Here is a 26,991-nt window from a genome sequence, read left to right as displayed (position 1 = left end):
TAAAATTTTTATGAGTTTTTTAAATAAAGTTCTTAAAGGGTTTTTGGGAGACAAAAAAGCGCAGGACCTAAAAGAAGTAAAAAAAGTTGTAACAAAAATCAAAGCTGTTGAGCCAACCATCCAACAATTATCCGATGATGGGCTAAGAGAAAAAACTGCTGAGTTTAAAGAGAATATAAAATCTGCAACCAGCAAAATAACCGCTCAAATTGAACAGATCCAAGAGCAAATAAAAAATTCAACCAATGTAGATGAAAAAGAAGCTCTGTTCTCAAAAATAGAAGCTCTTAAAAAAGAATCTTACACCATTGAAGAATCTGTCCTAAGCCAAATTCTGCCGGAAGCTTTTGCATTAGTAAAAGAAACAGCAAGAAGATGGGCTGAGAACGGAGAAATCCGCGTTAAAGCCTCAGACTGGGACAGAGAGCTTGCTGCTACCAAGGATTTTGTGGAAATACAGGGTGATACCGCTGTATGGAAAAACTCGTGGGACGCTGCCGGAACTCCGATTGTCTGGGATATGGTACATTATGATGTACAGTTTATCGGTGGGGTTATTCTTCACAGTGGAAAAATTGCGGAGATGGCCACCGGGGAAGGTAAAACTTTAGTAGGAACCTTACCTATTTACCTGAATGCACTTCCTGCAAGAGGGGTACATGTTGTAACGGTAAACGACTATCTGGCGAAAAGAGACTCCGCATGGATGGGACCATTATATCAGTTCCACGGAATGAGCATAGACTGTATCGACAATCATCAGCCTAATTCCGACGGAAGAAGAAAAGCATACAATTCAGATATTACCTACGGAACCAATAATGAATTTGGTTTTGACTACCTGAGAGATAACATGGTTTCCTCTCCTTCAGAATTAGTTCAGAGAGAGCTTAATTTTGCGATTGTGGATGAGGTAGACTCCGTATTAGTAGATGACGCCAGAACTCCGTTAATCATTTCAGGTCCGGTTCCTCAAGGGGACAGACAGGAATTTGATGTTCTTAAACCTTCCATCGACAGAATCGTGGAGGTTCAGAAAAAAACGGTTTCCGCTATTTTTAATGAAGCTAAAAAATTAATTGCAGCAGGAAATACAAAAGAAGGAGGCTTCAAATTACTTCAGGCTTACAGAGGTTTACCAAAAAACAGACAATTAATCAAATTTTTATCGGAAAGCGGAAACAGAGCATTGCTTCAAAAAACGGAAGCCCAGTATATGCAGGACAACAACCGCGATATGCCGATTGTAGATAAAGATCTTTATTTCGTAATTGAAGAAAAGAACAACCAGGTAGACCTTACCGACAAAGGAGTCGAGTATATGTCACAGGGAAATTCCGATCCGAATTTCTTCGTTCTTCCTGATATCGGAACAGAAATCGCAGAATTGGAAGCTAAAAATTTATCCAAAGAAGAAGAATTTGAAGCTAAAGAAAAGCTTTTCTCTGATTTTGCAGAAAAGTCAGAAAGAGTTCATACCATGAGCCAGCTATTGAAAGCTTATACATTATTTGAAAAAGATGATGAATATGTAGTCATCGACGGTGAAGTAAAAATCGTGGATGAGCAGACGGGACGTATCATGGAAGGGCGCCGTTACTCAGACGGTCTTCACCAGGCTATTGAAGCCAAAGAAAATGTAAAGATTGAAGCGGCTACCCAGACTTTTGCAACGGTAACCCTTCAGAACTATTTCCGTATGTATAATAAGCTTGCGGGAATGACGGGTACTGCGGAAACAGAAGCAGGAGAACTTTGGCAAATCTATAAACTGGACGTGGTGGTTATTCCTACCAACCGTCCTATCTTGAGACATGATAAACAGGATTTGGTTTATAAAACCAACCGCGAAAAATATAACGCTGTAATTGAAGAAATTGAAAACCTGACTTCACAGGGAAGACCTGTTCTTGTAGGTACAACTTCGGTTGAAATTTCACAGCTTTTATCAAAAGCACTTCAGTTAAGAAAAATTCCTCACCAGGTACTGAACGCGAAACTTCACAAAAAAGAAGCGGAAATCGTTGCTGAAGCCGGTAGACCGGGAGTAGTAACCATTGCCACCAACATGGCGGGTCGTGGTACCGATATTAAGCTTACCAAAGAAGTTAAGGACGCAGGAGGACTTGCCATTATCGGAACCGAAAGACACGACTCAAGACGTGTTGACAGACAGTTGAGAGGTAGAGCCGGACGTCAGGGAGATCCGGGAAGTTCCCAGTTCTATGTATCTCTCGAAGATAACCTGATGCGTTTATTCGGTTCTGAAAGAATTGCTAAAATGATGGACAGAATGGGTCATAAGGAAGGTGAAGTTATTCAGCATTCTATGATCAGTAAATCTATCGAAAGAGCTCAGAAAAAAGTAGAAGAAAACAACTTTGGAATCAGAAAAAGACTTCTTGAGTATGATGATGTAATGAACAAGCAGCGTGATGTAATCTATAAAAGAAGAAAAAATGCTTTATTCGGAGATCACCTAAAGTATGACATTACAAATATGATTTTCGATGTTGCGAATACCATTGCAGCCCAAGGAAAAGCAACCGGAAACTATAAAGAGTTCGAATATGATATCATTAAAACATTTACAATGGAATCTCCGGTTTCCGAGAATGATTTTAAAAATAAAAATGTTCAGGATCTTACCAATACTATTTTTAATGCAGCACAGGAGGATTATCAGATGAAGCTGAACCTTTTAAAGGAAAAGTCCTTCCCAATCATTGAAAATGTATATCAGAACCAGGGTTCTATGTTTAAAATGATTCAGGTTCCTTTCACTGACGGAATTAAAACCATGACCATTGTTACAGATCTTCAGGAAGCATACGAAACCAAGTGTGAAAGTCTTATCAACGATTTTGAAAAGAATATCACCCTTGCCATTATAGATGAGAACTGGAAAAACCATCTACGTGAAATGGATGATTTAAGAAGATCTTCTCAGGGAGCTGTATATGAGCAAAAAGATCCACTGGTAATTTATAAGCAGGAATCTTTCCACCTCTTCAGTGAAATGGTAGATAAGATGAATAAAGAAATTATTTCTTTCTTATACAAAGGAGAAATCCCGGCTTAAGAAACAGATTAATATAAATTTAAATCGCTTCAAATGTATTTTGAAGCGATTTTTTTATGCTGCAAATAAAAATAACATGATAAAAATCAACAATTTGTTTTATTTAGAATAATTAAAAACAATATATTTGCAAAAAATTCTTCTTTTCATCTTGTAAAAGTGATCTGTCATCCAGTGCAATACATTAAGATGATAATGTAAATTTTAAACAATTGGGTTATAAATACACAAGGAAGAATGCTTACTTATAAACAATGAAAAAAATAACACTAGGGATTGCGCTATTAGCAACAACAATTGTGCTTGCACAAACACAGGATACTATTAATTCTAAAAATATTGAAGAGGTAATTGTAAACGGGAAGTATTACAAAAAATATGTAGAAAAACAAGGCTCTTCTTCACTTCGATTAGATGAAGAACTTATAAAAATTCCACAAAATATTTCTATCATCACGAACCGTGCATTGGAAGATCAGCAGGTAACCACTTTGGGCGAGGTCTTAAGAAACGTGGCAGGTGCCCAACGACTTGAGCACTGGGGTGATATGTACACAAGAATTAATATGAGAGGAGCAAGAGCTGCTGCATTCCTTAATGGAGTAAATGTCACTTCCAACTGGGGACCTCTAAGTGAAGATATGAGCTATGTAGACCACATAGAAATTATCAAAGGCCCATCAGGATTTTTAATGTCCAATGGAGAGCCTAGTGGTATTTATAATATTGTTACCAAAAAGCCTACCGGACAAGCTTTTAACGGTTCTGCCAAAGTCACTTTGGGAAGTTTCAATATGTACAGAGGAGAAACTGATATTGATACAAAAATTACTGATAAAGTTGCCTTTAGGTTAAATTTGATGGCCCAGAACAAAAAAAGCTTCAGAGATTACGAATTTAATGACAGGTATATAATCAATCCATCTTTCAAAGTAAATCTTACCGATAATACAACTGTAACTGCGGAATACATTTACCAAAAGGCTAAAATGTCAGAAGTAGGGTCGGCCTATGTTTATAGCTTTGAAGGATATGGAACAAAACCTGTAGAATATACAGTAACAGACCCTGGTATAGATCCAACAAAAGTTACTAATCATACAGTAAATCTTAATTTGCAGCACAAGTTTAATGAAAACTGGAAGTTAACAACTCAATTGACATACCTGAATGAATATACGATGGGGAGTGATATCTGGCCAGGAGCATTTATATCGGATACACAGTTTATAAGGACACTGAATTTCTGGGAAGCAAGTAATGTGATGAAATTCGGTCAAGCATTTTTAAATGGTTATATTAAATCCGGCCCTGTTTCTCATAAAATCTTAGCTGGTCTGGATTTAGGTTCAAAAAAGTATCTGGCAGACTGGAACAGAAAAGGTAACTTAGACACCGCAGAAAATCCATTTGATTTAAATTCAACAACTTACACTGCTCCAAGTAATGGATACCCACATTTTGATGCAGAAGGTAAATCTCTATTAGAAAGAGCAACCCCATACGGAACAATTGAACAAAACTATACAGGAATCTATTTACAGGATGAATTAGGTTTTCTGGATGATGCTTTAAGATTGACATTAGCGGCCCGTTACACTAATGTAAAAGAGAATAACTACAACACAAAATCAGAAGCTAACAGAATTACCCCCCGTATCGGTTTAAGCTATTCATTTGATGATAATACATCTGCTTATGCCTTATATGATCAGGCATTTACGCCACAGACTGGATTATTCAGAGATGGGAATACTGCAAAACCAATAACCGGAAACAATGTAGAAGTTGGTTTTAAGAAAGATTGGTTTGCCGGAAAATGGAATACAACCCTTTCCCTATACAACATTAATAAAAATAATGCGATAACTGGAGACCCAACCGATCCAAGCGGAATCTATTCCGTCCTTCTGGGAAAAACAAGAGTACAGGGAGTTGAATTTGATCTTAAGGGAGAAATCTTTAGAGGGTTCAATGCTATTTTTAATTACGCATTCACAGAAAACAAATACTCAGAAACCACAGAAACACATCAAAAAGGAGAAAGAGTTCCGGGATATGCAAAACACGCTTTAAATGGTTGGCTAAACTATACTTTTACAGAAGGGGCCTTGCAAGGTTTCGGATTAAGTTTTGGAGGAACATTCCTAGCGGGAAGAAGCAGCTGGAATTGGGGCAGCATAAGCTCTCCTCTAGAAATGAACGACTATGTGAAATTTGATGCAGGTCTTTCCTGGGAGAACCCTAAGTTCAAAGTAGGTCTTAATGTATTTAACCTGTTTGACAGATATCTTTATAGTGGAAGTAGTATTAATTTTACTATGGCTGACGGGACTACAAGAGGCGGATATTACTATCAGGCTGAAGCCCCAAGAAACTTCAGACTCTCAATAGGATACAAATTCTAAATAATCTTAAAGGGCTAGCCACCAGGTTAGCCTTTTATATATGAATAAAAAACATCATAAGAAAAAGATTTCTCCCCTCAAAAAGTGGGTAGGAAAACTGCATTTATACCTGGGGCTATCGGTAGGACTTATCGTTTTTATAATATCCCTGACAGGGACTTTATATGTTTTTAAAGATGAAGTCCAGCAGCTCCTCCGCAAAGAAGTAATTTATATTAAAAATCCAAATGGTGTTCCTTTATCTATAGATATACTGAAGAAAAAAGTGAGCTCTGAAGTCCAAGAAAAATATCCGCTGGCCTCCGTAGACATTCCTTTAAATAAGTATAAATCTTATAAGTTTCTGTATTATGAAAAAAATAAAGGAGCCTGGAATTATTTTGAGGAGGTACTGGTCAATAAAACGGTCTATATCAATCAGTACACCGGTAAAATTTTAGGAGTTTATAATGAAAAATATGACTTTTTCAACCTCATAAAATATATCCATTGGAGTTTGCTTCTCAACTCTGATTGGGGGAAGTATGTAGTAGGGATTCCTGTTATAATCTTTATTTTTATGTTAGTTTCCGGAATTATCCTCTGGTGGCCTAAAAATAAAAAAACAAAAGGCAGCTTCTGGTTCAAATGGAAAAACATCCAAAACTGGAAAAGAAAAAACTATGATCTTCACAGGATCCTGGGCTTTTACTCTTCTTTTATTGCTTTGCTCATTAGCATTACAGGAATCTATTTTTCTTATCCGTATGTAAAAAATACCTTTAATCTTATATTGTCCGGATCCTGGGAACTTCCAAAAGACAAAGAGTTTGGCTCTGTTAAATCTAATTCCTCAACTGGAAATCACGTTTACGATATGGCTTCTCAAAAGACCAAAGAACTTTATGGAAATTCCTCAAGCTTCAGAATTCCATTGAATGGAAAAAATAAAAAAGGAAAGGCTCTTCAAAATCTTCCCATTATAGTTTATCAACAGGAAGGAAAGCTAAATATCAGAAACCAGTTGGTATTTGACAAATATTCCAGCAAGCTCCTGTACAACCTACCTCATCAAGATTTAAACAATGCTCAGAAATATGCCCATGCCAATTATGACATTCATACCGGATCCTATTTCGGGGTAATCGGCAAGATAATATGGTTCATCACTGGGCTTATCTGCACCTCACTTCCCATTACAGGCTTTTTGTTCTGGTGGGGAAAACAAAAGAAACCAAGTAAGAAAAAATAAAAATTTAGGGATGAATAAAATCTTACTGTCGGCCGTCTGTTTAGGTTCAGCCAATATATGGGCACAAACTAAAGACAGCCTGCAAACTAAAAATGTAGACGAAGTTGTTCTAACTGCTTCGAGAAAAAAAGAAAATATTAAAGAAATTCCAGGCTCAGTTACCATAGTCGGGGAAAAGCAGGTTCAGTCTCAGCTTACTGTTAATTCCGATATTACAAGCATACTGCAGTATACGGTTCCGAGTTTAGCCACCAGCTCAGGGCAGACATCCAATACCGGGCAGACCCTGAGAGGAAGACAGGTACTTGTACTTATTGACGGAATTCCCCAGTCTACCCCACTTCGAAACGGAACAAGAGATCTCCGGGTTATAGATCCTTCAGTTATTGAACGTATTGAAGTGATCAAAGGGGCATCGTCTATTTATGGAAATGGTGCGGATGGAGGAATTATCAATTATATCACCCGTAAAAACAGAACAGACCAAAAAATATCGGGTCTTTCACAGCTTGGGTTTACCGGACAGCCTTATGGCGGAACCCTCGGAATACGAGCCAGCCAGTTATTATCCGGAAAGATTACGAAGAAATTAGATTTTGTAGCCTCTTTCGCATATGAGAGAACAGGGTATATGAAAGATGCGGACGGGAATAATGTAAGCCCCAGCTACAGCCCTGCTAAAATGGATAATTACAACGGTATGTTGAAGTTAGGCTATGACCTTAATCCCAATCAGAGAATTGAAGCTTGCTATATCGGGTATGCCTCAAAATCCGATCTTGATCTCGGATTAAAAACAGGAAAATACGGAATCACACCTACCATAGGGGAAGGAATAGGAAAAGGACTTGAAACCACTCCACAGGGAACCCCGAGAAATCATAATTTTAAAATAAGCTATGACAACAAAAATATTTTTACCGGAACGGCTTTAAATATTAATCTTTACTATCAGGATTTCAGAACCGTTTACGGATACAGTGATACATTTTTCAATGGTGGACAATCCAATGTCATCTCCCGTAAAAAAGGAGCCCGTCTGAATTTTGATACCCAATTGTGGAATACCAAAAATTTCCAGGGGGAGATCATTTATGGATTTGATATTTTAAATGATCAGACCGTACAGAAACTTGAAGACGGCAGATACTGGACCCCCGATATGGATATGACCAATCTTGCGCCTTTTGCTTTAATTAAAATCGATCTGCTTAAAAACCTTACTTTAAAAGGAGGACTGAGATATGAAAACATCAAAGTAAAAGTTGATGATTTCAATACGCTTTCCACGCTTAAAAGTGACGGAACTTTCACCCAAAGTATCTTTGTGAAAGGTGGAAATCTGAAATATAATGCCTTTGTAGGCAATCTTGGAATACGCTATAATGTCGACCCTTTTATCAATTTATTTGCAAGCTTTTCGCAGGCCTATTCTATTAATGAATTGGGAAGGATTTTAAGAACCTCAACCTCTGAAACAATTGCCAACCTGGAAACAAAACCTATTATTGTCAATAATTATGAACTCGGAGCCACAGGTCAGCTTTCCAAATGGCTTACGTATGAAATCACTTCCTATGTAAGTACCTCCAAGTTGGGAGCTTCGTTTGTACAAAGTGCTGACCGGGCATTAACCATTCAAAGATCGCCTGAGATCGTATATGGTGTGGAAGGCTTTTTACATTTCAGTCCGGCCCAATGGATTAACTTTGGAGGGAGTTACAGCTGGATGGAAGGAATTACTTCTTTAAAAAATGACGGAGATTATTCAAGTAAAATCAATAACAGCAGAATCTCCGCACCCAAAGTTCTAGCTTATATTCAGGTAAGACCTATTCATCCTTTATCATTAGAACTGGATATGCTGAATTCCTTTAAACAAAACAGGTTTGATCCCAGTCCTAAAACCGGATTATATTCTTATGGCGAAGGAAAAGTCCCTGAATATACGGTCTTCAATTTCAAATCCAGTTATATAATAAACAAAAACTGGAAGCTTTCTTTAGGAATTGAAAACCTATTCAACAGATTATATCAGCCGAATATTTCATGGTGGGCAGCCAGAGACAGCGATTTTACCAATTCTTTAGGAATGAGAGGAACTTTTATTATAGAATATAAATTTTAATTAATCTAAATAAAAACTTATACCATATATTTGCAAAACTTTCCGTTAGCATGAAGAAAAAACATCATCATAAAAAGAAGCCGGGCTTTATTAAAAAATGGACAGCAAGACTGCATTTGTGGTTTGGGCTGGTTATCGGTTTTTTAATTTTTATTATTTCCATTACGGGAGCATTGTTTGTATTTAAAGATGAGGTGGAAAATTATACCCGAAAGGATGTTATTTATCATCATGAGCAGAATATAGACAGCAAAAAAATCCTTCCGATACGAACCCTGGAAAAGCTGGTGGCCGATCAGGTAAAAGAAAAATACCCTATCCATTGGGTAAATGTACCACTGGATAAAAACATGTCTTATTTATTTTATTGGTATGAGCATAACACCAATGCATGGAATTACTTTGATGAATTTCCGGTTTATAAAGCTGCGTATGTAAATCCTTATACCGGAAAAGTGCTGAGGGTTTATGATGAGAAAAACGGTTTTTTCAGTATTATTAAATCCATACACTGGAGCTATTTACTTAAGCAGGAATGGGGAACTTATGTCGTGGGAATCCCTGTTCTCATATTTGTTTTCATGCTGATATCAGGAATCATTCTTTGGTGGCCCAAAAATAAAGCAGCCAGAAAGCAGCGGTTTTCTTTAAAATGGAAGAATATCAAAAGCTGGAAAAGAAAGAACTATGACTTACACAATGTCCTTGGGTTTTATGCTTCCATCTTTGCCCTTATCTTCTCCATCACCGGTCTATTTTATGCCTTCTTTTTCGTTCAGGCTATGATCTATGTGATCTTTTCAGGGGGCAACACCCAATATCCCGACTTTTCACATATTACCACTAAAGCTCCTATCGAACAAAGAACAGCTTCGACCCTCGATAAAGTTATCAATACCGTCCATGAAAAATATCCTGAGGCATATGCTTTTTCCATCGATTTGGGTCATGAGCATATGGATGACCATGAACATCCCAATTTCGGGGTTTATGTAAAGCACCTATCCTATTCTTATCATAAAAGCAGCAATCTTATTTTTGATGAAAACTCGGGGGAACTTTTACACACTCATGATCCAAAAGATAAAGATTTCGGAGAAAAAGTGGTTTCTGCCAATTATGATATTCATGTAGGTTCTATTTTAGGACTTCCTACTAAAATCATTGCATTTATTGTCAGCTTAATTTGCGCATCCCTTCCTGTAACCGGGTTTATGATCTGGTGGGGAAGAAGAAAAAAGAAATCACCCCAAAAGGTCCACTGCATTCAAAATTAATTTTTTCGATGAATTCTATCGGTAACCTTCATAAAATACAATCTTTTTTTATAAATTTAGGCCCTGAATTAAGAAAGAAATGGCATTAGTAGATCTATCAAAACAGGTTGCACTAGGTATTGACATCGGTGGAACCAACACTAAGTTCGGCTTAGTAAATCACAGAGGGGAAATTTTAGTAAAAGGAGCTATCCGGACTGATGAATACAACAACCCCGAAGATTTTGTTGATGCCCTTTACAATGAAATTCAGCCCTTAGTGGGTGAACACTGTTCCGGAAAAAAGTTTGAAGGAATCGGTGTAGGTGCCCCTAATGCCAATTATTATAAAGGAACCATAGAGCTTGCCCCTAACCTTCCCTGGAAAGGAGTGATCCAATTCGGTAACATGATGTCCCAAAAATTTGGAGCTCCCTGTAAAATGACGAATGATGCCAATGCAGCAGCGCTTGGAGAAATGATGTATGGAGCAGCAAGGGGAATGAAAGATTTTATTATGATCACTTTGGGAACAGGTGTAGGAAGTGGTATTGTAGCCGGAGGACATCTTATCTATGGTCATGACGGGTTTGCCGGAGAATTAGGGCACACCATTGTAAAACCTGGTGGTAGAAAACACTGGAGCACCGGATCAGAAGGAAGCCTGGAAGCCTATGCCTCCGCTACGGGAATTGCCATTACTGCAAAAAAAATGAGAGCAGAATTTCCGGAATCCATGCTTAATCAGTTTCCTGAAGAAGCTATCAACTCCAAAACAGTTCATGAATGTGCTTTAAAAGGTGATCCCATTGCTATTGAAGTATTCCGATATACAGGTCAGAAACTAGGAGAAGCATTGGCCAATTTTGTTATGTTCTCCTCTCCGGAAGCTATTCTTTTATTCGGAGGAGTAATTAAAGCAGGAGACTTTATCTTAAAACCGGCGAAACTTTATATGGAAAGAAATCTTCTTCCTATTTTCAGAAATAAGGTAAGATTGGTTTTCAGTGAGCTGGATGAAGCCGATGCTGCTATTTTAGGAGCAAGTGCCTTAGTCTGGGAAAAATAGATTATTCTTCAGATCAATTTTACAAAAAAAATATTTTTATATAACAACACACCCTCTTCGAAACGGTGTGTTTTTTGTTGTTTATTCCCCATTAATGACATCACAAAATGAAAAAGTTTTTCTTACTTTTGATTAGTTTTTTCCTCATTTCCTGCAATGGACAAGAGAAAAAAGTCGTTCAACAAAATAACCAACCCAACATGGATAACAATAATTTAGAGCAGATCACCTTTGGAGGTGGGTGTTTCTGGTGTGTAGAAAGTTGCTTCAATATGCTGAAAGGAGTAAAATCCGCTATTTCCGGATATTCCGGAGGACATAAAGCTAATCCGACCTATGAGGAAGTCTGTACAGGAGACACCGGACATGCCGAAGTCGTACAGATCACTTATGATCCTAAAATTATCTCTTATGAACAGCTTATGGACGTATTTTTCTTCCTCCACGATCCTACCCAGCTTAACAGACAGGGGAATGATATCGGAACCCAGTATAGATCCGTCATTTTCTATAAGGATGATGCTGAAAAACAAAAAGCGGAAGAAGCCATTAAGAAATCCGAAGCTTCAGGAAAATGGCCGGGAAAATATGTCACGGAACTTACTCAATTCGAAAAGTTCTGGCCGGCTGAGCAATATCATCAGGGATATTATAATGCAAACCCTACACAGCCTTATTGCAGCGCGGTAGTAGGCCCTAAAATCCAGAAGTTTAAAAAGCATTTCGGAGAACTCGGAATGTTGAACACCGAAACAGCGGAATAATATAAAAGCGAAGAGATTTCTTCGCTTTTTTCTTTAAATCCAATTATTATTTCAATTCTCCTTAATGTATTTATCAAGAATATATTTTGACAGCTTTTTCAGTTTCGCTTTTTTTGTGGGGTGATATCCTGAGCTCGTAAAAAATTCTAATTTATTATCAGATTTTAAGTACCAGACTTTATCTATCGACCTTTCTGTAAGGGTATCCGGAAAAGTGATCTTCCTGAATTTAATTAGCATATCCCTATCCAGGGCCACTGGCGTGCCGGCTATATTTTTATCATCACATGATACCTCCTGATAATGATCTTCATTCCAATACATACATTTTATCTCTTTATTGAAGGAACTATCTGCTACATTCTTTGTACTTTTTATTTGGGACTCTTCATGGCTTTCCTGTACAATATCTTTTGCAGTCGGAGTCAGGATAATTTCCCCTTGAATTTGAGAACTGTCCTTACCCTTCATCACAATTTTATCTCCAACCAACTGCTTATTATCCCACACCGTATATCCTGCCAAAAAAATGGATGCTGCACTCACACTTCCTATTACAACTTCTCTCCATCGAGATCGTAATTTTTTTTCCTCTTTTTCACCTGTATTAACTTCATTATCAATAGTTTCCGTTTTTTCCTCTTCATTGGAATCATCGGAATTTTCAGAATCTGATTGGCTTACATCCTCATTTTGCCCAGGCAGCTTCTCATCTTCTCCCGTTTCTTTTTCTTCTTCAAATATGATTTCCGAATAGCTTACCTGAGCATTATAGGGTCTATTATCAAAATCAATAAGCCATGCCAGAAGCTCAATATTTTTATCTTCTGTTTCTGATGTTAACCCTTTTAAGAAATTACTAAGCGGTTTAAACTTATCCGTATCAAGATTCCTGATGGAAATACTATAATCGCTGACTCCCTCTTTCACAGGAAAGAAAAGCCTTAATGTCCCGGTGTCTTTTTCCATATATCTTTCCGAATAAACGATCTGACTCTCCTTTTTCAATTTGGAAGGTGTAGGAGCCGAAAGATTAAGAGAAAGTAAACCTTTATCTTTTTTCCACCGATAGGCTTCTACTACCTTTTCCTTATAAATAATAAACATTTCTATAACACATCCTAATCACCCGGAATTAGGGAATTTAATTGGAATAATCAGAATTCCTTTAGAATCATTGGAATTACGGGAATCCTCCTATGAATCAGAACATTGCAACCCTACCTTTGCATTAGAAATCAAAACAACTCTGAGTAGCTATCAGAGCAAATGTACAAAACAGATTTCACAATGACGTGATAAAGTGAAGATTACTATCTGACCTGGGAAGCAATTTTAGTTTTCATTTTAGATCATCATACTTCCCAAAAATTTAAGAAGCGCTTCTTTTCAAATGTGTACAGCTCGTGAATAAAAATCACGAGAGGAAGAAATACAACTTAATTTTTTAAATTTTAAAACATGATTCATTTCATATTAATGCTATTAGGTCTAGCATTTCCAAATAATAACAATGCAACTACAAATAACAACAATACTCCAATAACAACAGTACAAACCAGCAATTCAGAGGCCTCAACAGGCCAGGGAATGGATGGAGATACTAGTGGAGGAAGCGGGCAAAGACCTCCTTTAGACTAATTATCAGAGAGCTGTATATTAATTATACAGCTCTTTTTTTTAACTTTAACATGAAATAAAAACACATGAGATACTTATACTTCCCCCTTATCATCATTACTGTTCTGTATTCATGTAAAGGAGAAAAACAAAAAAAAACTGAACACCATAGCCAAAGTAACCTCTATTACGATCTAGCAAAACATACTACCAACGAAAAAGAAGCTTTCAAATATTATAATGATGCCAAAGAGTCTTTTCTACTGGAGAAAGATTCGCTAATGGCCGGAAAGTCACTGGTAAATATGGCTATTATAATGTCCAATCAGGGAGATTATAATGGTAGTTTGCAAACCTCTATTGAAGCAGTTAAAGTTTTATCAATTAAAAAACCGGATCCGGACAATAAAGAAACCCAGTCTTCCAATTATAATTGTATGGCTATTGTATCCGAAAGTTTGGGACAATATGATAAAGCTATTGAATACTTTCATAAAGCCATAGAAACATCGAACGATACCATTGCCAAATTAGTCTATCTCAATAATATCGGATACTCTCATTTATTGAAAAAAGATTACCCTACCGCATTACACTATTTTAATCTGGTATTAAACAGCACAGAATCCACTAAGGACAGAGTAGAATACGCCCGGGTAATAAACAATTATGGAAAAGCATCTTACATGATAAATCCTGATTTTAATCCCATTCCCTTATATAAAGAATCTTTAGAGATCAGAGAAGAGGAAAAGGATTATATAGGACAAAACTTTGCTTTGGCTTGTTTCACTGACTATTATGAGAATAAAAATTCTGCAAAAGCTCAGACCTACGCTCTTAAAAGATATGCGGTTACTAATAAATTTAAAAATCCTGATGACCAGCTGGAAGCTTTACAGAAATTAATTATTCTGGATCCGGATAATTATTTAAAATATTTTAAACGGTTTCAGACCATCAATGACAGTACTCAGACAGCCAGGAATTCTGCTAAAAATCAATTCGCCCTCATCCGTTATGAAACAGAAGAAAAAAAAGCGGAAAATGAAAGATTAACTGCTGAAAAAGCTAAAGATGACAACTTTATCCTAAAACAGAAAATCAGTATTGGAGTACTTTTAATTGTCATATTGATTGTAATTAGCCTATACATATGGCGAAAAAAAACAATGAAACGGGAAAAAGCCCTGGAAGTAAAAAATATGGCACTCAGATATTCAAAAAGGGTACACGATGAAGTTGCCAACGGAATTTATCATGTCATGACCGAAATTGAAAACCAGGACCATATAAACAAAGACAGAGTGCTGAACAGGCTGGAAGAAGTTTATGAGAGATCCCGAAATATTTCTTATGAAAACATAAGTCCGAATGAAGAAGAAAGTTTTAATGAAAAAGTTTCTAAACTTCTGAGAACTTTTCAAAATGAAGACCGCAAAATTTTCATTGTCGGAAATGACTCATATATATGGGATCGTCTATCCTTATCTCAAAAAGAAGATATTTTCCAGGTCATAAGAGAACTTATGATAAATATGAAAAAGCATAGCTCTGCCAGCCAGGTGGTTTTCCGGTTTACCAGAAATGAAAATGATATCAATCTCTTTTATTCAGATAACGGAATAGGAATAAAAAATCAGCTAAAACCTAAAAATGGTATTCAAAATACGGAAAACCGTATTAAATCTTTAAAAGGAAAAATTATTTTTGAAACTCAAACAGAAAAAGGACTTAAAATTAATATTTCATTTCCAGTTTCTTAAATTTAAGAAAAATGTTTAAAAAAATTTTAATTGCAGAAGATTACGAAAGTGCTAATTTATCTGTTCAAAAAGTTTTGGAAGAATTGAATATCAAAAATGTGGACCATGTTTATTATTGTGATGACGCATTGGCAAAAATTAAAAAAGGTATCCGTAAAAATATACCCTATGATCTTCTTATAACAGACCTTTCTTTTGAAGAAGATCATTATACCCAAAAAATAAAGGACGGCAAAGAACTTATAAAACATATAAAACGGGAAGACCCCCGTATTAAAGTAATTGTTTTCTCCAGCGAAAACCGGTCAGGGATCATCGACTCCTTGTTCAATAACTATGAGATTGACGGATATGTACGCAAAGCCAGATCGGACAATAAGGACCTTAAGCAGGCTATCCATGAAATTTTTAATGATCAAAAATATCTTACGGATGATTTACAAAAATCCGTCAAGAATTTGAATGCGTATGAGCTTTCAACCTATGATCATACGTTAATCTCCTGCCTTACACAGGGAATCTTACGAAAAGAAATTCCCGCCTACCTTCAAAAACATAATATTAAACCTAACAGCCTTAGCAGTATAGAAAAAAGATTAAATCAGATCAAAGAGTCTTTAAATGTAGCCAATAATGAACAGTTAATTGCCGTTTGCAAAGATTTAGGAATCATATAGATCCCCGGCAATATTCAATAGAACTTTTTCGTTTATTTTACGGTTAACCGTAAGGGATGAAAATAGAATCATTTTATTTTTGATAATAAATAAAATACATCTATTATCCCATGAAAAAATATTACCTCAATAAAGTGGTTCAAGCCAATGGTGATCACGAAGTTCACAGTGAAAACTGCCAATATTTACCCTCACCTCAAAATCAGATTTTTCTCGGGCTTTTCTACTCTTGTGAAACCGCTGTTACCGAAGCCAAAAGAAGATATCCTTCCGCAAAGATAAACGGCTGCTATTATTGTTCCCCAAAATGTCATACCCGATAAAATAATACCCATGAAAAAATTGTTAAGTATTTTCATTACGGGTTTATTCATCCTGTTCTGTTTTATTTCTTGTATGAAAGCAAACAACAATACAGGACATGACGGAAAATGTACAGGATCAGCGTACTGTACCGCCTGCTCCAACTGTTCGAGATGTGGACATTGTAGTTCCGGCGGTTCTTGTGGAGTATGCAGGGGTTCCTCTTCTGTAAGAGGAATTTATTCCAGTCCTGCAAAGAAGACTAAATCATCAGGAGCAAAAGTTATTTCTAAAGTTAATAATAAATCTCAGACAGATCAAAACTCAATAAACTCTGCCAGTGTATTTTATGCTAAAGAGAATATTGTTAATATTTATAAAGGGCCGGGACATGAGTTCCCTGTCATTGAAAAGATAAAATCGGGATCCAAATTAATTCTCATAAAGAAACACAAAAATTGGCTTGAAGTAAAAATCTGGAAAACAGGTACGGAAGGCTTTGTGTTTTACCAGGATGTTAAAAACTAAAACATCAAAAAAACGAAGATTGATCTTCGTTTTTTTATTTTCTCACCATTTCCGTATGCGGAATATCATCCTCAAGATATTTCTTACCCGTATCCTCAAATCCAAATCCGCCATAAAATCTCAAAAGATAATCCTGTGCAGAAATTCTCACAGACGAAGTACGAAAACGGTTCTCAATAGTCTCTATCGCATATTGTATCAGCTGTTTACCCAGGCTTTTTCCTCTTCCCTTTTCTGTAGTAAGTACTCTTCCGATAGAAGTTTCATTATATTTTATTCCCTTATCGAAAATTCTGCAGTAAGCCAGGACCTCACCGTTCTCTTCTGCCCAAAGGTGTATGGCTTTCTCATCATATCCGTCTAAATCTGCATAAGGGCAGTTCTGCTCTACAACAAAAACATCCACCCTGGCCTTAATAACTTTATACAGTTCCGGAACGGTAAACTCATCAAAGCTTTTAATCTTCCAGATCATATTATTGCTCATCAAAACTTACATTATTATTAGCTAAAAACTCATTCGTTTTCTGAATAAAACTCAGGATTTCTTCACCACCTTCTTTCTTTTCTGCAGACGTTACATAAAGTTCCGGAAGGTCTTCCCAGCTTTTCAGAAGCTCATTCTTATAATCTTCCACATTTTTAATCAATACATTCGGTTTCAGCTTATCCGCTTTGGTAAAAACAATAGAAAAAGGAACTCCGCTCTCTCCGCACCATTGGATAAACTCCATATCAATCTTTTGAGGACTATGTCTTGAATCTACTAAAACAAAAAGATTAACCAGATTTCTACGGTTTAAAATATAATTGGTAATTAATTTTTCAAAATCTTTTCTTAGGGATTTCGAAACTTTTGCATAACCATATCCCGGTAAATCCGTGAGATACCAGCTACCATTCACCAAAAAATGATTAATAAGCTGGGTTTTCCCCGGCGTTTGTGAAGTTTTGGCCAGATCTTTCTTATTCATCATCGCATTGATTAATGACGACTTTCCTACATTTGATCTTCCTATAAATGCATATTCGGGAATACTGGGCTCCGGGCAGTCCTGCCATTTACCACTACTCTTTACAAAATCTGCTGTTTTAATAACCATTGCTGAAATTTTAGAAAAATAAACCATTAAGAATGTTCTTAATGGTCATTGTAAATTTATATTCTATTCTTTATCCATTCATAAAGAATCTCATTGAATTCATCAGGCTTCTCCATCATGGCAGCATGTCCGCATTCATCGATCCAAAACAAATCGGAATTAGGAATGAACTTATGCATATCTTCTGCCACTTCCGGCGGAGTTACATTATCCTGTTTTCCCCAGATAAGACAGGTGGGACAGGTAATCTTAGGAAGATCATTCAACATGTTATGCTTAATTGCACTTCTTGCCAGCATAACCGTTTTGATTCCTTTCATCCTGTCGTTAACAACATCAAATACTTCATCCACCAACTCCTCGGTCGCTACCGCTGGATTATAAAAAACCTCTTCCGTCTTCTTTCTTATATAAGATTTATCACTTTTTCTTGGGAAACTATCCCCAAATGTCCTTTCATATAAGCCGGAGCTTCCCGTCAGAACCAGATTTTTCACTAAATCCGGCCTTGCTAACGTAAGTATGAGACCGATATGCCCTCCCATTGAGTTTCCTACAATAGTTACAGGCTCCGAAATATGGCTTTCAATAAACTTGATGATATACTTGGCAAGCGTCGTAAGATTGGTATTAAGTACCGGTAAATCATAGATTGGTAACTGAGGTACATACACCTTATAGCCCCTCTCCGAAAAAAAATTCACCATCTTATCGAAATTACTCAGACCCCCCATTAATCCGTGCAACAGAACTAACGGGTGCCCCTCACCTGCCTCTATATAGGTATATTTCTTTTCTTTTTTTGTACTAAATATCATAAAATGCCTTAATAAAGCCTTGCAAAAATACAAATTAAACCTCAAAAATATTTTGATATCCCTAATTTAAAATAAAAATAATACAATAAGGTCCTTTTTCCCGCTTTTTTTCAAAACCTTTTTCAGAAGCAGCATGGAACATTTTTTATAAACCATTTCATATCAGCAATTTATAACACAACATTTCCTTCCTTAATAAAACTTATTAACATTAAGTCAAAAAGTGGGAAAAAGTGGGAAATTTTGGAAATATTTATATAAATTTGTCCCAAATGAAGAATTTCATTGGAACATATGAGTGTAAAATTGACGACAAAGGTCGCTTAAAAGTTCCTTCATCTTTAATCAAACAGATGGAGAACTTTGATGATAAGGCGTTTGTAGTCAAACGTTCCGTGTTCCAACCTTGCCTGGAAGTTTATCCAATGAAAGCATGGGATAAGCTGATGGACAAAATTAATAAACTAAACAGATTCATTAAAAAGAATGCTGATTTCATAAGAATGTTTACGGCAGGAGTAAAAACAGTAGAATTGGACAATGCAGGAAGACTTCAGATTTCCAAAGACTTAACGGTTTTCGCAGACCTTAAAAAAGATATTGTGATCACCAGTGCAGGAGAATTATTTGAAATCTGGGATAAAGAAGCCTATGAAAAGGTGATTTCTACCGATGAAGCCGATTTCGCAAGCCTTGCCGAAGATGTAATGGGCTCTTTCGATGAAGAATAGCACCGTGCTAATAATTGTAGAATAAGCGAAACACAAATAAAACATGTATCATAACCCCGTTTTGTTGAAACAAAGTGTTGATGATTTGGTGACGAATCCAGACGGAATATACGTGGACTGCACTTTTGGGGGCGGTGGTCACTCAAGAGAAATTTTAAACAGACTTTCCGATAAAGGAAAACTGTTTAGCTTTGATCAGGATTTGGATGCGCTTAAAAATAACATTGAAGACCCCAGATTTACACTCATTAATCAGAATTTCAGGTTTTTGGAAAACTCCCTTCTTATGCATGGGATTTCCGAAGTAGACGGAATTCTGGCGGACCTTGGAGTTTCTTCCCACCAGTTTGATGAAGCAGAAAGAGGCTTCTCAACCAGAAGTAATGCTCCTTTGGATATGAGAATGAACGTCATGCAGAACCTTGATGCCAAAAGAGTGATCAATGAATATGAAGAAGAAGAACTTGCCGATCTGTTCTATCATTATGGCGAATTAAGAGAAGCCAGAAAACTGGCCAGAGAAATAGTTCATCAAAGAAAAAGCAAAAGTATTGAAACCACGGAGGATTTAAAAAAGCTGTTCAGCTACATTCCTCCCCATAAAGTCAATAAGTTTTATGCCCAGCTTTTTCAGGCCATCAGGATAGAAGTAAATCAGGAGCTCGAGGTTTTAAAGGAAATGCTGATGCAGGCATATAAAGTACTGAAACCCAAGGGAAGACTGGTAGTAATCTCCTATCACTCACTGGAAGACCGCTTGGTTAAAAGGTTTTTAAAGAACGGAATGTTTGAAGGAGAACCGGAAAGAGATATCTACGGAAACTATAAAAAGGCATTTGATTTGCTTCAGAGCAAAGCGATCATTCCCGATGAAAGCGAAATTGAAGAAAACTCAAGAGCAAGAAGCGCCAAAATGCGCATAGGAATAAAAGTATAAATCCTACCCGGAGAAAACAATTCCCCTCCCCTGGAGGGGTGTCAAAAAAGAAATTTTTGACGGGGTGGTAAAAAAAAGAATATTGGCAAAAAGAACAACATATCGTCCACAAAAGAAACTCACTTTTATAGATATTATAAAAGGAAATTTCCTGAACCGCGATGAGATTAAAATACATTACAAGTATTTTTTATTGCTGTTTGTGCTGATGATGGCTATGATTTACAGCAATCACTTAGTCAATAAAAAAATTAAAATTGTAAACGAACTGAAAGAAGAAACAGAAGAATACAAATCCCGGAATGCTTACGCCCAGAGTAAACTGATCAAAGTAAAAATGGAATCTGAATTGGGAAAAGAAGTGGTAAGAGACTCATTGATGCCGTTAGAAAACCACCCTCATAAACTACTAATAAAATTGGATAGTACAGATGCAAAAACAAAATGAATACGATAACAAACGTAAAAAAACGTTAAGATGGGGCTACCTCTTTGCAGTGGTAGCTTTGTGCGTATTTGTTCTGTTCCTGGGAAGAATTGTCATTCTTCAAAATACCAATGTTCAGGAAATCAAAGATGATTATATCAACAAAAATTACCGCGAAGCTACTTTAAAAGCCGCCAGAGGAAATTTGTATGCTTCCGACGGCTCTATTTTAGCCACCACCGTGATGCGCTACGATATTTATCTGGATTTTAAAACAATAAAAGATACCGTATACAGCAATAATATCGGCGCTCTTACAGATTCCCTCAGTAAAATGTTCGGGAAGCCCAGAGGTGAATTCAGAAAAAAGTTTGACGAACAGAGAAAGAAAAAAAATCAATACTATACACTGGTAAAAGGACTCGATTTCGATGAATATGATAGAATCCGGAAATTCCCAATCTTTAAAAAAGGAAAAAATAAAGGAGGCTTTATCGTAGACAGAAACTACCGAAGAGAGCTGGCCACTACCGAAATTGGTGCCGGTACAATAGGAATGGATAATGGAGAGTTCAAATCCGGTCTGGAAGGCGCTTTCTCAAAATATTTAACCGGTACGGACGGTAAACGTCTCGAGCAAAGAATCAATTCCAGCCAATGGAAACCTATTGATTACTGGAAAGTACAGGAACCCGTTGACGGAGAAGACGTCTATACCACTCTCGATCTTAGAATTCAGGATATAGCCCATTCAGCCTTAGAAAAACAGCTCATTAACTTTGATGCGAAACATGGAACCGTTATCGTAATGGAAGTGGAAACCGGAAAGGTCCGCGCTATGGTTAACCTAAGAAGAATAGAACCGGGAGTATATGAAGACTCTTACAACTATGCTATAAAAGATAATATCGAGCCTGGCTCAACTTTCAAGACAATATCCCTGCTTGCAGCAATGGATGATGGCTTCATTGATGAAAATACAACTGTAAATGTCGGTAACGGAGTATGGACCTATGCCAAACAAAGAATATCAGACGGACACGGCGGAGGAACCTATGACATCAGTGATGTGCTGGCCAAATCCAGTAACGTGGGAACCGCAAAACTTATCACCAAATACTATGCGGATAAACCTCAGATTTTCCTGGATCACCTGAAAAGATGGAAACTGTTTGATAAAATGGATATCGAGCTTCCCGGAATTACCAAACCCAAAATTGTAACTCCGGAAAATAAAAGATGGAATGCAGCTACATTAGCTTCCATCTCCTACGGTTATTCTTCCAATATTAATTTATTACAGTTAACAACTTTTTATAATGGTGTTGCTAATAGAGGTAAAATGCTCAAACCTCTTTTCATTGATAAAATAATGAAAGACGGCAAAGTAGTATATCAGGCCAAACCTGAAATAATGGTGAAAAAGATGGCTTCCGATAAAGCCATACATATGATGACTGATGCGCTTACAAAAGCCGTAGAAAAAGGAACAGGTAGAAGCATATTTACACCCAACCTGAAAATGGCAGGAAAAACAGGGACCGCAAGATTTGAATACTGGCTGCCGGGACCCATGAAATACCGGGCCTCATTTGCCGGATTTTATCCCGCAGACAATCCTAAGTACACCTGTTATGTGATGATAAGTGAGCCGGATAATTCCAAAGGTATTTACGGAGGAACAGTTTCAGCTCCCGTGTTTAAGGAAATAGCAGGAAAAACTTTCCTGAAAACACCTCAGAATATAGAAAAAGAAATGCTTGTAGACAAAAAGGTAAACCTCAACAAAATGGTAGAGCCGAATGTTAAAATAGCAGTAAATAATAAACAGATGCCTAACGTAGTAGGACTGATCGGTAAAAATGTAATTCCGCAGCTGGAAAATCTCGGATACCGTGTAGACTACAAAGGAGTCGGCAGAATAAAAGAACAGTTCCCGTTGGAAGGCACTGTAATCAGTAAAAACCAGAAAATATATTTATCACTACAATAAGATCAAAGCATCAAGAAAATGCAATTAACTGAACTATTAAATAGAATTCCGACTCTCGAAACCCATGGGCAAAACGACCGTGAGGTTTCCGAATTGGTATTTGACAGCAGAAAGATTACTGAGAACTCTCTGTATATTGCAATGAGAGGAACAGTGGTAGACGGACATTCATTTATTGCATCTTCAATAGAAAAAGGAGCCACAGCAATTGTTTGTGAAGAATTTCCTGAAAGATTAGATGAAAACGTAACTTACATTAAAGTAAAAGACACATCAAAAACTTTAGGACTTTTAGCATCCAACTTTTATGGAAACCCTTCCCATCAGTTGAAATTAATAGGCGTTACAGGCACCAACGGAAAAACGTCCACTACCACTCTCCTGTTTGATGTTTTTAAAAACCTGGGATATCCCGCAGCCTTACTGTCAACAGTGGAAATAAGAATCGGGGAAGAAATTATCCCTGCTACACATACCACACCAGATATCATCACCATTAATCAGATTCTGGCAAAAGCAGTAGAATCCGGTTGTGAATACGCTTTCATGGAAGTAAGCTCCCACGGTATTGCCCAAAACAGAATTGAAGGACTTCATTTCCATATAGCCGGGTTTACCAATATTACCCATGATCATTTGGATTACCATAAAACCTTTGATGAATACCTGAAAACAAAAAAAAGGTTTTTTGATACACTCGAAGAAACGGCCATAGCCATTACCAATATTGATGACAAAAACGGTAGTGTAATGCTTCAGAATACCAAAGCAAAGAAAAAATCTTATGCTTTAAAAACGATGGCAGATTACCACGGAAAAATTCTGGAAGTTGATTTCAATGGTATGCTTTTGAATTTCAATGGAAAGGAATTCTGGACTAAACTTACCGGCAAGTTTAACGTTTACAATTTGCTGCTTGTATTTGGAATTGCTTCAGAGCTGGGATTTGAACAGGACGAAATACTCCAGGCCATCAGTAAATTAAAAAGAGTTTCGGGAAGATTTGAAACCTTCAAATCCGATGGGGGAATCTTTTTTATTGTAGATTATGCCCACACACCTGATGCTCTGGAAAATATTCTGGACAGTATCAACGATATCAGAACCAAAAATGAAAGACTGATTACCGTATTTGGGTGTGGGGGAGACAGGGACCACTCCAAAAGACCTGAAATGGGAAATATTGCCACCAAAAAGTCCACCTTGGCCATTATCACTTCCGATAATCCGAGAACAGAAGACCCTTCCCAGATCATTAAAGAAATTGAAGCCGGAGTTGAACCTCAGAACTTCAGCAAATACACCTCAATACCGGACAGAAAAGAAGCCATTAAAATGGCCATAAAGTTCGCAGAACCCAAAGATATTGTCCTGGTAGCCGGAAAAGGACACGAGACCTACCAGGAAATTAATGGCGTAAAACACCATTTTGACGACAAAGAAGTAATTAATGAATTGTGGAAATTAATGAGTAAATAAAAGAATACCCATTCAATTTTAAATTAGAAAAAATGCTATACTATCTATATGAATATCTGACCAGCCAAGGCATCCACATTCCAGGATTAGGGATGTTGAAATATATCTCTTTCCGTGCCGGAATGGCGGTCCTGCTTTCCCTGACCATTGCTCTTGTATATGGTAAAAGAATCATCAATTACCTGAGAGCCAAACAAATGGGAGAACTGGTGCGTGATCTTGGATTAGACGGCCAAAAACAAAAAGAAGGAACCCCTACCATGGGGGGACTTATCATTATACTGGCAACAATGATCCCTGTATTGCTGTTCACACGGATAACAAATGTTTATATCGTCCTGCTGATCATTTCCGTATTATGGATGGGAGCTATCGGGTTTCTCGATGATTATTTAAAGAAAATTAAAAAAAATAAAGACGGCTTAAGCGGTAAATTCAAAATTGTAGGACAGGTAGGTCTGGGACTCATTGTAGGAGTTACCATGTACTTCCACCCAGACATTACGGTAAAAAGAAAATATGCGGATGCTAAAGTTGTTAACCGTAACAATGTAGAGCAAAACTTTATGCCTACCGAAAAAATAACGGTTTCTACCGTTCCTTTCGCTAAAAATAATGAGTTCGACTATAGCGGAATATTATTTTGGATGAGTGATGAAGAAGCTCATGAATGGGCCTGGGTCGTTTTCATTCCCATTGTTATCTTTATCGTAACCGCAGTTTCAAACGGAGCCAATATCACCGATGGCATCGATGGCCTTGCAGCCGGAACCAGTGCCGTCATATTGCTGACCCTGGCCTTCTTTGCTTATATCTCGGGAAATATCATTTTTGCCGACTACCTCAATATTATGTTCCTGCCTAATATGGGAGAAACCACCATATTCGCGGTCGCCATGGTAGGAGCCGTCATCGGTTTCTTCTGGTACAACACATATCCGGCTCAAGTATTCATGGGAGATACGGGAAGCTTAATGCTGGGAGGTGTAATAGCCGTATTGGCCATTATTTTAAGAAAAGAATTAATGATTCCTGTTTTATGCGGGATCTTTTTAATAGAAAATATTTCTGTAATGCTGCAGGTAGCTGTTTTCAAATACAGAAAGAAAAAATACGGGCTGGAATATGCCCAAAATAATAGATTATTTAAGATGTCACCATTACATCACCATTATCAGAAAGAAGGATTTCACGAAAGTAAAATCGTAAACAGAATGATAATCCTTAGTGTAATGCTGGCGATTGTATGCCTAATCACATTAAAAGTGAGATAGATTATTTTAAAATTGAAAGTTGCCATTTTCGGTACTTTCAATCATTAAATCAGGAAAATATGAAAATAGTTGTTTTAGGAGGAGGAGAAAGTGGCTGCGGTGCTGCTTATTTGGCCAAAAAGAAAGGTCTGGAAGTATTTCTTTCAGATAAAGGTGCCATTAAAGATAGCTATAAGCAGTTTCTGACCGAAAATGAAATTGATTTTGAAGAAGGAACCCACGATGAAGAAAGGATTTTAAATGCGGACTGGATTGTAAAAAGCCCGGGGATTCCCAAAAAAGCAGATATCATTTATAAAATTCATCAGAAAGGAATAAGGCTTTCTTCTGAAATTGAATTTGCCTCCGAGTTTACCAAGGCGAAAATCATTGCCATAACCGGTAGTAACGGAAAAACAACAACAACATCCCTGATCTACTACATCCTGAAAAATGACGGAATGAATGTAGGATTAGGCGGAAATATAGGATATAGCTTTGCGAAGCAGGTTGCCGATGAAAACTATGAATATTATGTACTGGAGGTCAGCTCATTCCAGCTGGATGACATCCAAAACTTCAGGCCCTATATTTCATTATTGCTGAACCTTTCTCAGGATCATCTGGATCAGTATAATTATAATTATGAAGAATATGCCTTAGCAAAATTCAGGATCACAGAAAACCAGGAGAATTACAATTTCTTCATTTATAATAAAGATGATGAAATGAGTAAAACCATCCTTGAGAAACTCGAAGTAAGAGCCAAAATGATTCCCTTCTCGACCAAGGAAAAATTAGCTGAAGGAGGGTTTATAGACAATAATAAAATTGTGGTAAAACTGAAAGAGGAATTCTCTATGAAAATTGAAGAATTATCACTTTTAGGAAACCATAACGTAGCCAACAGCCTGGCTGCATCTATTGCCGGTAAAATACTGGAAATCAATAATGAAGGCATCAGAAATTCATTAATGACCTTTCAGGCAGTAGAACACAGACTGGAATTTGTTACTGAAATTGACGGAGTTAAATACATTAATGACAGTAAAGCTACCAATGTAAATGCAACGTATTATGCGTTGGAAAGCATGAAAACGCCTACCGTATGGATCGTAGGCGGACAGGATAAAGGAAATGATTATTCTGAAATTGAAGATTTAGTAAAAAGAAAAGTAAAAGCGATCGTCTGCCTGGGAATTGACAACAAAAAAATCATAGACTTCTTTAAAGATAAAAAAGAATTCATCTATGATACTTCCAGTATGGAACAGGCGATTAGCATATCAAAATCTATTGCCAAAAATGGAGATACCGTTTTACTATCCCCATGCTGTGCAAGTTTTGATCTCTTTAAAAGCTATGAGGACAGAGGCCGACAGTTTAAAGAGCAGGTATTAAAGAATGAGTAAAAGTAT

General features: G+C 36.9%; 23 protein-coding genes. 19 read left to right on the top strand and 4 right to left on the bottom strand.

What is annotated here, in order from left to right; all coding sequences use genetic code 11:
* Positions 1-10: 10 nt before the first annotated feature.
* From secA to msrA, 7 genes are all read left to right on the top strand, one after another.
* Positions 11-3,082 carry a preprotein translocase subunit SecA gene (gene secA, locus ABJ974_RS00425; protein WP_419869429.1) on the top strand — a complete coding sequence of 1,024 codons (3,072 nt, stop codon included), beginning with the start codon at positions 11-13 and terminating at the stop codon, positions 3,080-3,082.
* Between the two features lie 254 nt (positions 3,083-3,336).
* Positions 3,337-5,490, top strand: a complete 2,154-nt coding sequence (locus ABJ974_RS00420) for a TonB-dependent siderophore receptor (RefSeq protein WP_419869428.1) — start codon at positions 3,337-3,339, stop codon at positions 5,488-5,490.
* 40 nt (positions 5,491-5,530) lie between these two features.
* Positions 5,531-6,721: a PepSY-associated TM helix domain-containing protein gene (locus ABJ974_RS00415; RefSeq protein ID WP_419869427.1), complete on the top strand. Its 1,191-nt coding sequence runs from the start codon at positions 5,531-5,533 to the stop codon at positions 6,719-6,721.
* Positions 6,722-6,731: 10 nt separating this feature from the next.
* Complete coding sequence (locus ABJ974_RS00410; protein WP_419869426.1) at positions 6,732-8,849, top strand: TonB-dependent receptor; 2,118 nt, start codon at positions 6,732-6,734, stop codon at positions 8,847-8,849.
* A gap of 50 nt (positions 8,850-8,899) precedes the next feature.
* Positions 8,900-10,126 (top strand): PepSY-associated TM helix domain-containing protein, encoded by a 1,227-nt coding sequence (locus tag ABJ974_RS00405; RefSeq protein ID WP_419869425.1) that lies wholly within the window; start codon positions 8,900-8,902, stop codon positions 10,124-10,126.
* 79 nt (positions 10,127-10,205) lie between these two features.
* The gene (locus tag ABJ974_RS00400; RefSeq protein ID WP_419869424.1) at positions 10,206-11,174 is read left to right on the top strand and encodes an ROK family protein; all 969 of its coding nucleotides are present in this window, start codon (positions 10,206-10,208) and stop codon (positions 11,172-11,174) included.
* Between the two features lie 107 nt (positions 11,175-11,281).
* Positions 11,282-11,938, top strand: coding sequence for a peptide-methionine (S)-S-oxide reductase MsrA (msrA, locus tag ABJ974_RS00395; RefSeq protein ID WP_419869423.1), 657 nt, complete (start codon positions 11,282-11,284; stop codon positions 11,936-11,938).
* Between the two features lie 51 nt (positions 11,939-11,989).
* On the opposite strand, the gene ABJ974_RS00390 is transcribed toward msrA, so the two are convergent.
* On the bottom strand, positions 11,990-13,045 hold the full coding sequence (locus ABJ974_RS00390; protein WP_419869422.1) for a hypothetical protein: 1,056 nt from the start codon (positions 13,043-13,045) through the stop codon (positions 11,990-11,992).
* A gap of 372 nt (positions 13,046-13,417) precedes the next feature.
* Here ABJ974_RS00390 and ABJ974_RS00385 point away from each other — a divergent pair, with 372 nt between their 5' ends.
* The 5 genes from ABJ974_RS00385 to ABJ974_RS00365 all read left to right on the top strand — a co-directional run bounded on the left by ABJ974_RS00385 (position 13,418) and on the right by ABJ974_RS00365 (position 16,832).
* Entirely contained in the window at positions 13,418-13,579 is a 162-nt protein-coding gene (locus tag ABJ974_RS00385; RefSeq protein WP_419869421.1) for a hypothetical protein, read from the top strand.
* 65 nt (positions 13,580-13,644) lie between these two features.
* Positions 13,645-15,324, top strand: a complete 1,680-nt coding sequence (locus tag ABJ974_RS00380) for a tetratricopeptide repeat-containing sensor histidine kinase (RefSeq protein ID WP_419869420.1) — start codon at positions 13,645-13,647, stop codon at positions 15,322-15,324.
* Between the two features lie 11 nt (positions 15,325-15,335).
* Positions 15,336-16,001: a response regulator gene (locus ABJ974_RS00375; protein ID WP_419869419.1), complete on the top strand. Its 666-nt coding sequence runs from the start codon at positions 15,336-15,338 to the stop codon at positions 15,999-16,001.
* Positions 16,002-16,111: 110 nt separating this feature from the next.
* Entirely contained in the window at positions 16,112-16,324 is a 213-nt protein-coding gene (locus tag ABJ974_RS00370; RefSeq protein ID WP_419869418.1) for a hypothetical protein, read from the top strand.
* 10 nt (positions 16,325-16,334) lie between these two features.
* Positions 16,335-16,832 (top strand): SH3 domain-containing protein, encoded by a 498-nt coding sequence (locus tag ABJ974_RS00365; protein WP_419869417.1) that lies wholly within the window; start codon positions 16,335-16,337, stop codon positions 16,830-16,832.
* A gap of 34 nt (positions 16,833-16,866) precedes the next feature.
* On the opposite strand, the gene ABJ974_RS00360 is transcribed toward ABJ974_RS00365, so the two are convergent.
* Genes ABJ974_RS00360 through ABJ974_RS00350 form a run of 3 tightly spaced genes read right to left on the bottom strand, consistent with a single transcriptional unit; the run spans position 16,867 to position 18,753 of the window.
* Entirely contained in the window at positions 16,867-17,319 is a 453-nt protein-coding gene (locus ABJ974_RS00360) for a GNAT family N-acetyltransferase (protein WP_419869416.1), read from the bottom strand.
* Positions 17,309-17,935 (bottom strand): ribosome biogenesis GTP-binding protein YihA/YsxC, encoded by a 627-nt coding sequence (gene yihA, locus ABJ974_RS00355; RefSeq protein ID WP_419869415.1) that lies wholly within the window; start codon positions 17,933-17,935, stop codon positions 17,309-17,311. The genes ABJ974_RS00360 and yihA overlap by 11 nt, the downstream gene beginning before the upstream one ends.
* A gap of 56 nt (positions 17,936-17,991) precedes the next feature.
* Positions 17,992-18,753 (bottom strand): alpha/beta fold hydrolase, encoded by a 762-nt coding sequence (locus tag ABJ974_RS00350; protein ID WP_419869414.1) that lies wholly within the window; start codon positions 18,751-18,753, stop codon positions 17,992-17,994.
* Between the two features lie 272 nt (positions 18,754-19,025).
* Here ABJ974_RS00350 and mraZ point away from each other — a divergent pair, with 272 nt between their 5' ends.
* The 7 genes from mraZ (at position 19,026) to murD (ending at position 26,985) form a co-directional block, all read left to right on the top strand.
* Positions 19,026-19,484, top strand: a complete 459-nt coding sequence (gene mraZ / locus ABJ974_RS00345) for a division/cell wall cluster transcriptional repressor MraZ (RefSeq protein ID WP_419869413.1) — start codon at positions 19,026-19,028, stop codon at positions 19,482-19,484.
* Between the two features lie 43 nt (positions 19,485-19,527).
* Complete coding sequence (gene rsmH / locus ABJ974_RS00340) at positions 19,528-20,421, top strand: 16S rRNA (cytosine(1402)-N(4))-methyltransferase RsmH (protein ID WP_419869412.1); 894 nt, start codon at positions 19,528-19,530, stop codon at positions 20,419-20,421.
* An 82-nt stretch (positions 20,422-20,503) separates the two neighbouring features.
* Positions 20,504-20,869 (top strand): FtsL-like putative cell division protein, encoded by a 366-nt coding sequence (locus tag ABJ974_RS00335; RefSeq protein WP_292011035.1) that lies wholly within the window; start codon positions 20,504-20,506, stop codon positions 20,867-20,869.
* On the top strand, positions 20,853-22,841 hold the full coding sequence (locus ABJ974_RS00330) for a penicillin-binding transpeptidase domain-containing protein (protein ID WP_419869411.1): 1,989 nt from the start codon (positions 20,853-20,855) through the stop codon (positions 22,839-22,841). Before ABJ974_RS00335 ends, ABJ974_RS00330 begins: the two co-directional genes overlap by 17 nt.
* Positions 22,842-22,859: 18 nt before the next feature.
* A complete protein-coding gene (locus tag ABJ974_RS00325) occupies positions 22,860-24,320 on the top strand; it encodes a UDP-N-acetylmuramoyl-L-alanyl-D-glutamate--2,6-diaminopimelate ligase (protein WP_419869410.1) in 1,461 nt (486 codons plus the stop codon).
* 32 nt (positions 24,321-24,352) lie between these two features.
* Positions 24,353-25,594, top strand: a complete 1,242-nt coding sequence (mraY, locus tag ABJ974_RS00320) for a phospho-N-acetylmuramoyl-pentapeptide-transferase (RefSeq protein WP_419869409.1) — start codon at positions 24,353-24,355, stop codon at positions 25,592-25,594.
* 59 nt (positions 25,595-25,653) lie between these two features.
* Entirely contained in the window at positions 25,654-26,985 is a 1,332-nt protein-coding gene (gene murD / locus ABJ974_RS00315) for a UDP-N-acetylmuramoyl-L-alanine--D-glutamate ligase (protein ID WP_419869408.1), read from the top strand.
* Positions 26,986-26,991 lie beyond the last annotated feature (6 nt).

Source organism: Chryseobacterium sp. CT-SW4 (genome assembly GCF_048572715.1).
GTDB lineage: Bacteria > Bacteroidota > Bacteroidia > Flavobacteriales > Weeksellaceae > Chryseobacterium.
Note: the sequence above shows the minus strand (reverse complement) of the source record. Positions and strands in the feature narration are given on the sequence as shown.

Coding starts and splice junctions, on each gene's coding strand:
- secA (WP_419869429.1), top strand. CDS start 11: ATGAGTTTTTTAAATAAAGTTCTTAAAGGGTTTTTGGGAGACAAAAAA.
- ABJ974_RS00420 (WP_419869428.1), top strand. CDS start 3,337: ATGAAAAAAATAACACTAGGGATTGCGCTATTAGCAACAACAATTGTG.
- ABJ974_RS00415 (WP_419869427.1), top strand. CDS start 5,531: ATGAATAAAAAACATCATAAGAAAAAGATTTCTCCCCTCAAAAAGTGG.
- ABJ974_RS00410 (WP_419869426.1), top strand. CDS start 6,732: ATGAATAAAATCTTACTGTCGGCCGTCTGTTTAGGTTCAGCCAATATA.
- ABJ974_RS00405 (WP_419869425.1), top strand. CDS start 8,900: ATGAAGAAAAAACATCATCATAAAAAGAAGCCGGGCTTTATTAAAAAA.
- ABJ974_RS00400 (WP_419869424.1), top strand. CDS start 10,206: ATGGCATTAGTAGATCTATCAAAACAGGTTGCACTAGGTATTGACATC.
- msrA (WP_419869423.1), top strand. CDS start 11,282: ATGAAAAAGTTTTTCTTACTTTTGATTAGTTTTTTCCTCATTTCCTGC.
- ABJ974_RS00390 (WP_419869422.1), bottom strand. CDS start 13,045: ATGTTTATTATTTATAAGGAAAAGGTAGTAGAAGCCTATCGGTGGAAA.
- ABJ974_RS00385 (WP_419869421.1), top strand. CDS start 13,418: ATGCTATTAGGTCTAGCATTTCCAAATAATAACAATGCAACTACAAAT.
- ABJ974_RS00380 (WP_419869420.1), top strand. CDS start 13,645: ATGAGATACTTATACTTCCCCCTTATCATCATTACTGTTCTGTATTCA.
- ABJ974_RS00375 (WP_419869419.1), top strand. CDS start 15,336: ATGTTTAAAAAAATTTTAATTGCAGAAGATTACGAAAGTGCTAATTTA.
- ABJ974_RS00370 (WP_419869418.1), top strand. CDS start 16,112: ATGAAAAAATATTACCTCAATAAAGTGGTTCAAGCCAATGGTGATCAC.
- ABJ974_RS00365 (WP_419869417.1), top strand. CDS start 16,335: ATGAAAAAATTGTTAAGTATTTTCATTACGGGTTTATTCATCCTGTTC.
- ABJ974_RS00360 (WP_419869416.1), bottom strand. CDS start 17,319: ATGAGCAATAATATGATCTGGAAGATTAAAAGCTTTGATGAGTTTACC.
- yihA (WP_419869415.1), bottom strand. CDS start 17,935: ATGGTTATTAAAACAGCAGATTTTGTAAAGAGTAGTGGTAAATGGCAG.
- ABJ974_RS00350 (WP_419869414.1), bottom strand. CDS start 18,753: ATGATATTTAGTACAAAAAAAGAAAAGAAATATACCTATATAGAGGCA.
- mraZ (WP_419869413.1), top strand. CDS start 19,026: ATGAAGAATTTCATTGGAACATATGAGTGTAAAATTGACGACAAAGGT.
- rsmH (WP_419869412.1), top strand. CDS start 19,528: ATGTATCATAACCCCGTTTTGTTGAAACAAAGTGTTGATGATTTGGTG.
- ABJ974_RS00330 (WP_419869411.1), top strand. CDS start 20,853: ATGCAAAAACAAAATGAATACGATAACAAACGTAAAAAAACGTTAAGA.
- ABJ974_RS00325 (WP_419869410.1), top strand. CDS start 22,860: ATGCAATTAACTGAACTATTAAATAGAATTCCGACTCTCGAAACCCAT.
- mraY (WP_419869409.1), top strand. CDS start 24,353: ATGCTATACTATCTATATGAATATCTGACCAGCCAAGGCATCCACATT.
- murD (WP_419869408.1), top strand. CDS start 25,654: ATGAAAATAGTTGTTTTAGGAGGAGGAGAAAGTGGCTGCGGTGCTGCT.